Source organism: bacterium (assembly GCA_029210545.1).
In the GTDB taxonomy this organism is placed as follows: Bacteria; BMS3Abin14; BMS3Abin14; order BMS3Abin14; family BMS3Abin14; genus JARGFV01.
In genome coordinates, this window is the sequence record JARGFV010000132.1 from 1 (window position 1) to 6,044 (window position 6,044).

The following is a 6,044-nucleotide window of genomic DNA, read 5'->3' on the forward strand; positions in this document are numbered from 1 at the left end:
TGACTTACGGAGTGAGTCATTGATTTGGGCGCCCCGCGCGGGGCGCGTTGATGACTTTTTGCGAAGTCATCAAATTTCATCTTTCAAGTAAAGCCGCAACAGTATGCACTTTTTGAAATTTGGAATGTGAAATGTGAAATCCCATCGAGACCTATTCAGAAATTACGAGGTCGTCTCGATGGATAATTTCCTCCCCCGGGCAGGCTCCGAGGACTGAATCGATCCGGTCGCTGTGAAGGCCCATGATCTGCCGGATCTGCATGGAGGAAAAACAGGTGACCCCCCTGGCGATCTCGCGCCCGGAGCTGTCCACGCACTGGACCATGGAGCCCTTCTCGAACTCACCGGTCACTTCCCGGACACCCGCAGGAAGAAGGCTTTTCTTCATGGTTGTGAGCGCTTTTACGGCCCCGTCGTCGATCACCAGAGTGCCCCTCGGTTTTCCCGAGTAGGCGATCCAGTGTTTCCTGGAGGCCATCTTTTCCTCCGACGGCAGGAACAAGGTACCCACAGGTTCCCCTTCAAGGATCCGTGTGAGAACTCCCGGATGTCTGCCGTCGGCAACGACTGTGGGCACTCCCATCCGGGCCGTCCGCTTGGCCGCCAGCACCTTGGACGACATCCCCCCGCTTCCGGCCTCTCCCGGTCCTCCCGCCATATCCTCGATCTTCTCGTCGACCTCCTGAACCACCTCGACGAGGTTTCCCTCTCCCAGCCTGGGATCGCGGTCGAAAAGCCCTTCGGTGGTTGTGAGGATGACCAGGAGGTCGGCGTCGGTGAGGTTGACCACCATGGAAGCCAGGAAATCGTTGTCGCCGAACCGGATCTCGTCAACAGCAACCGTGTCGTTCTCGTTGATGATCGGAACGACTCCCATCTTCAGCAGCTCTTCCATGGTATCGCGGGAAAGGACGAACCGGTGGCGGTTCTCGAGTCCCTCGCTGGTGAGGAGAACCTGCCCGACCTTGATCCTGTGACGGCCCAGCGCTTCGGCGTAGGCCTGCATGAGGCGATTCTGCCCCACAGCCGCCAAAGCCTGTTTGGTCCGGATAGTCCTGGGCTGCTCGAGGTGGCTCATCTCCTGCATCCCCATGAGGATGGCACCCGAGCTGACAATGATGAACTCCCGGTCACCCCTGTCCCGGGCCGCAACCTCGTCGGCCAGCCTGTTCAGCAGATCCTGGTCGACCCCGCCGTCGGGTGAGGCCAGCACCAGGCTGCCCAGCTTTACCACTACCCGTTTCCGACCCTTCAGCAGCCGACGTCTGATATCACCCATCTTTTAACCCCCTGGCCTTTTCGACCATCCCCGAAAGCCTCCCCACCAGGGGGTTGAGTCCCTGGCTCGCCGCGGCAGAGATGAGAAGGGGTGCGATCCCGGTCTCCTCCTGGAACCTCGCGGCGATCTCTCCCGTCTCTTCGGCCCCCAGCAGGTCGATCTTGTTGAGGGCTACCAGGCTCTCCTTCCCTGCGAGATCGGCCGCGTAACGTTCAAGCTCGTGCCGTACCGTTCGCCACGCCAGAACCGGGTCCTCGTCACCAGGGGCCAGGCCGATCAGGTGGAGAATCACCGAGGTCCTCTCCACGTGCCGCAAAAACTGGTGTCCGAGGCCCACCCCTTCGTGAGCACCCTCCACCAGGCCGGGGACGTCCGCCACCACGAAGCTGTGCTCCTCACCAGCCCGGACGACCCCCAGGTTGGGAACCAGGGTCGTGAAGGGGTAGTCGGCCACCTTGGGACGGGCCGCCGAGATACGCGAAATGAGGGTGGATTTACCAGCGTTAGGCATTCCCACGATGCCGACGTCGGCGATCAGCTTGAGTTCCAGGACCAGCTCCCTGGAAACTCCAGGCTTGCCCGGTTTGCTGATCCTCGGGGCCTGCAGGGTGGGTGTGGCAAAGTGGACGTTCCCCCACCCGCCCCGCCCACCGGCCGCAGCCAGGAACTGGCCTTCTGTGAGATCGGCGAGGATCTCCCTGGTGCCGGCGTCAATGATCTGGGTACCCGGGGGAACCCTTAGAACGACAGGTTCTCCGTCCTTGCCCGTTCTTTTCGCACCAATGCCATGGGCTCCGGATCCGGCCCGGTATTCATGTTTGTAACGGTAATCGATGAGTGTGGAAAGGTGGGGGTCCGTGCGGATAAAAACATCCCCGCCTCGGCCGCCATCTCCTCCATCGGGGCCTCCGCGGGGTACAAATTTTTCTCTTCGAAAACTGACGCAGCCGTCACCGCCCGCCCCCGATTCCACGAAAATCTTGACGCGGTCGATGAATCTCATCGGTCGCGGGCGGTGGGGAAGGTGCTACTCGATCCCGTAGACGCTGACCTGCTTGCGGCTCTTGTCCTTGCGCTCGAACTTGACGATCCCGTCGACCTTGGCAAAGAGGGTATAGTCCCTGCCCAGCCCGACGTTGCTGCCTGCGTGGATCTTGGTGCCACACTGGCGTACGAGGATATTACCCGCGCGGACAAATTCGCCTGCAAACCGTTTAACGCCCCGGCGTTTCGATTGGGAGTCTCTCCCGTTATTGGAACTTCCGCCAGCTTTCTTATGAGCCATTTCCTATCTCCTTTACCCAAAATCCCGAAAACCGATCGTGTCGTGCAGATTTTGGGTATTACTCGCGGATCTAAACCGTTTCTCACGCCCGGGATAACCGTTACACAGGACCCGGCTGCATGGACTGTTGATCCTAAAAAAACTGTGTTAACCGGAGATCGTCTCGATGCGGACACCCGTGTAATCCTGGCGGTGCCCCTGCTTGCGCCGGTAACCTTTGCGCCGTTTCATCTTGAAGACGATGATCTTCCGGTGGCGGTCCTGTTCGACCACGGTGCCGGAAACCATGGCGCCGGCCACTGTCGGGCTCCCTACCTTGACCTCAGGCCCCTCACCCACGAGGAGAACATGGTCGAAATCCACCTTTGATCCGACGTCGGCGGCCAGTTTTTCCACCTTGATGATGTCGCCCTGGTTGACGCGATACTGTTTACCGCCGGTCTGTATAACTGCATACATGACTTCCAGCCTCCCTATATTACTGCAAAAAATAGCTATTGGATTAGGAACAGAATTACTTACCAAAACGGCTCCCAGTTGTCAACAACTGGGTGGAACCCCCGAAATCCGAGATTGGTTTTGTCTGGCCTCCGGTCGGCGCGTCTGAGAGACTGTTTTTTCGTTTTGGGTCCGATGAACCGGTCTAATTGCCGTCAGGTGCTGTCGACCAGCGCCGAAGCCCCGGCCAAAAGGGCCCAATCAGCGGATTTCGGGTATGGTTGCCCCCTGCCTGCGGCAGGCAGGCTCAGGAACACATACCCCGTCTTTGTAAGATCTATCCGCTACGCCATCGCAACGATCCGGATCCTCCGCCGGATCATCTCGAACAAACCATAGTACGCCTGCCGAACCTTCAAACATACCTGACCGGCGTGACGCACGACCTTGCCCGCCACCTGGTACAATCGCCAACGCACCGTCCGGAGCTGGTGACGATGCCAATCCTCCGGCAAGACCTTCAGCTCGAACATCCGGAACTGGTTGTACGCCAATATGCCGATCCGGAAGAATACAGCGTTGGCCCAAAACTGCCCGCAAGGCATCCGCTCCATACCAAGCCCGATCTTAAGCTCCTTGATCCGGTTCTCGCTACCTGCCTGTGCGTTGCCTGCTTGCGCGCCACGCGCGGGCAAGCACGCAGACAGGTGCTCACCACGTGTATCGGGGTGTCGGGGGATGGATCCCTGGATTTGAACACAAGAAGAGAAAGACCCTTATCGGGCCTTCCCTTCGTACTTTGCGCTTTGCGCTTCGCTCTCGCCACCAGGAACGATACCGGATTATGGCTACACCCCCACCTCGATCCTCCCCCCTCAGCCGCCTTCGCGTAATGCTTCGTCGGGCCAGTAGGGGGAGGAAGATAAATGAGGCGGACTATTATAAACCCATGATCTGGTACTGTTCCTGGTGCATGTTGTAATCCGTCTTCACCACCAGCTTCTTCTTCACCTGCTTCTCCAGCTTCTCCAGGTACTCGTTCTCCTCCTCGTAGAGAAGGTCGGCCACCTTGGGGTGGACCATGATGATCACCCGCTTGCCTTCGAGGCCGGGAGCGTCCCGCCGGACCTGGCGGAAGATATCGTAAACGATGGTCCGGAGCGACTTGATGGTCCCTTTCCCCTCGCAGTAGGGACACGGTTCGGTCATGATGGAGGCAAGGTTGTCCCGTGTCCGCTTGCGGGTCATCTCCACGAGACCGAGCTCGGAGATCTGGAGGATGGTGGTTTTGGCCCGGTCTTCCTTCAGGGCCTCTTCCAGGGCGGAAAAAACCTTCTTGCGGCTTGCGTACTTTTCCATGTCGATGAAGTCGATAATGATGAGGCCGCCGATATTGCGGAGCCTCAACTGGTAGACAACCTCCTGGACCGCCTCCATGTTGGTCTTGACGATGGTTTCTTCAAGGTTGCGCTTTCCGACGAACCGCCCGGTGTTGACGTCCACGGCTGTGAGGGCCTCCGTCTGGTCGATGACGATGTAGCCTCCCGATTTGAGCCAGACCTTCTTGCCCAGGGCCCGGTTGATCTCCATCTCCACGCCGAAATGCTCGAAGATCAACTCTTCCTCCTCGTAGAGGGTCAGCGCAGCCCTGAGGCCGGGGGTAAACTTCCGGGAAAAGTCATTGAGCTTCTTCAGCTCATCCCTGGAGTCTACGTAAATCGCCTCGATGTCGATGTTGGAAAGGTCCCTCAGGACCCGCAGCGTCAGGTCCAGTTCCGCGGAAAGGAGGCTCGGGGCGCGGGACCGGGGACGGCGTTTCTTGATCGTTTCCCAGAGCCGGACGAGAAAATCCATGTCCTGGCGGATCTCGTCCTCTGTGGCCCCTTCAGCGGCAGTCCTGACGATAAAGCCCACGCCGCTGGGCTTGAGGTCGCCAACGACAGTTCGAAGCCGCTCCCGCTCCCCGGAATCCTGGATACGCCTCGACACCCCGACCTTGACAAGGTTGGGCATGAGAACGAGCATACGGCCGGGCAGGGTGATGTAGGCGGTGACCCGCGCTCCCTTGGTTCCGATGGGTTCCTTGGTGACCTGGACAAGGACCTCCTGCCCTTCCTTGAGGAGATCCTCGATGGGGTGGCCCGACGAGGTTATCATGGGGAAGTCGTCGTCCCCGTTGAGGTCGTCCCCGTTGAGCATCTCGGCGTACTCCCCCATGTCCAGGACGATGTCCGATGCATGGAGGAAGGCGGCGCGCTCCTGACCTATTTCAACAAATGCCGCCTGCATGCCGGGTAGGACCCGAACGACCCTGCCCTTGTAAATGTTCCCCGTGATGCCGCGGTCCTTGATACGGTCCACGGAGATCTCCAGGACCTGGCGGTTCTCCAGGAGAGCCACCCTCGTCTCGAAGTCGTTGGTGTTGATAACGATTTCCGATGCCATTGACCAAACCTTTCAATTCCGAGTGAAAGTTACTCAATTTTGATCCAAAACGGATAACGCGACCCGATCGCGTTGTGTATGGGGGGAAGTTTTCAGTACACAGTGAACCCCTCGACAAAGCTCGGGGCAAGCAGTTCACAGTTGAATAACCGCACTCATCCATGGACTCCGCAAGATCAGCGCGAGGAGTGCCGCTCGTCGCCTGGCGAGCTCTGTTGAATATTGAGCTGATGCTGTAAATCCACTTTTTCATGGGTATAACAAGGCCTTCGTTTGAGGTTGTTTGCGGGCCCGGAAGCGTGTCATAAGATCCCGACCGCCCGGATCCCTATCGATTTTTTCTGCCGGAAGTGTAACATCTTCCGGCAAACGATACCCAGGAGTCTGGTCAGGTTCTTCGACCGGCTCCTGGATATAAATAACAATAATCCTGAATTAAGTCAGGGGGAAAGTTCAGTTCACGGTAAACAGTTTACTGTTCACGGTTCTCCATTCACGTTTCACGTTTCACGATTCACTGTTGATAGAGTCGCAAAAAGTCCAATCCGGGACTTTTCGCTCCACGGAAAGGGAAAAGCGTCGTTTTCCCTTTCCTTA

5 protein-coding genes and 1 pseudogene are annotated in these 6,044 nt (G+C 58.2%); all 6 read right to left on the bottom strand.

The features are described from left to right. Positions 1–151 precede the first annotated feature (151 nt). Positions 152–1,279, bottom strand: coding sequence for a glutamate 5-kinase (proB, locus tag P1S46_10945; protein ID MDF1536993.1), 1,128 nt, complete (start codon positions 1,277–1,279; stop codon positions 152–154). Then, positions 1,272–2,282, bottom strand: a complete 1,011-nt coding sequence (gene obgE, locus P1S46_10950) for a GTPase ObgE (protein MDF1536994.1) — start codon at positions 2,280–2,282, stop codon at positions 1,272–1,274. The genes proB and obgE overlap by 8 nt, the downstream gene beginning before the upstream one ends. 24 nt (positions 2,283–2,306) lie before the next feature. Next, positions 2,307–2,564 (bottom strand): 50S ribosomal protein L27, encoded by a 258-nt coding sequence (gene rpmA / locus P1S46_10955; protein MDF1536995.1) that lies wholly within the window; start codon positions 2,562–2,564, stop codon positions 2,307–2,309. Between the two features lie 147 nt (positions 2,565–2,711). Further along, a complete protein-coding gene (gene rplU, locus P1S46_10960) occupies positions 2,712–3,023 on the bottom strand; it encodes a 50S ribosomal protein L21 (protein ID MDF1536996.1) in 312 nt (103 codons plus the stop codon). Between the two features lie 323 nt (positions 3,024–3,346). Continuing rightward, positions 3,347–3,655: pseudogene (locus tag P1S46_10965) on the bottom strand (transposase). A gap of 286 nt (positions 3,656–3,941) precedes the next feature. Next, a complete protein-coding gene (locus tag P1S46_10970) occupies positions 3,942–5,447 on the bottom strand; it encodes an Rne/Rng family ribonuclease (GenBank protein MDF1536997.1) in 1,506 nt (501 codons plus the stop codon). Between the last annotated feature and the right edge of the window lie 597 nt (positions 5,448–6,044).

Coding starts and splice junctions, on each gene's coding strand:
- proB (MDF1536993.1), bottom strand. CDS start 1,279: ATGGGTGATATCAGACGTCGGCTGCTGAAGGGTCGGAAACGGGTAGTG.
- P1S46_10970 (MDF1536997.1), bottom strand. CDS start 5,447: ATGGCATCGGAAATCGTTATCAACACCAACGACTTCGAGACGAGGGTG.
- rplU (MDF1536996.1), bottom strand. CDS start 3,023: ATGTATGCAGTTATACAGACCGGCGGTAAACAGTATCGCGTCAACCAG.
- rpmA (MDF1536995.1), bottom strand. CDS start 2,564: ATGGCTCATAAGAAAGCTGGCGGAAGTTCCAATAACGGGAGAGACTCC.
- obgE (MDF1536994.1), bottom strand. CDS start 2,282: ATGAGATTCATCGACCGCGTCAAGATTTTCGTGGAATCGGGGGCGGGC.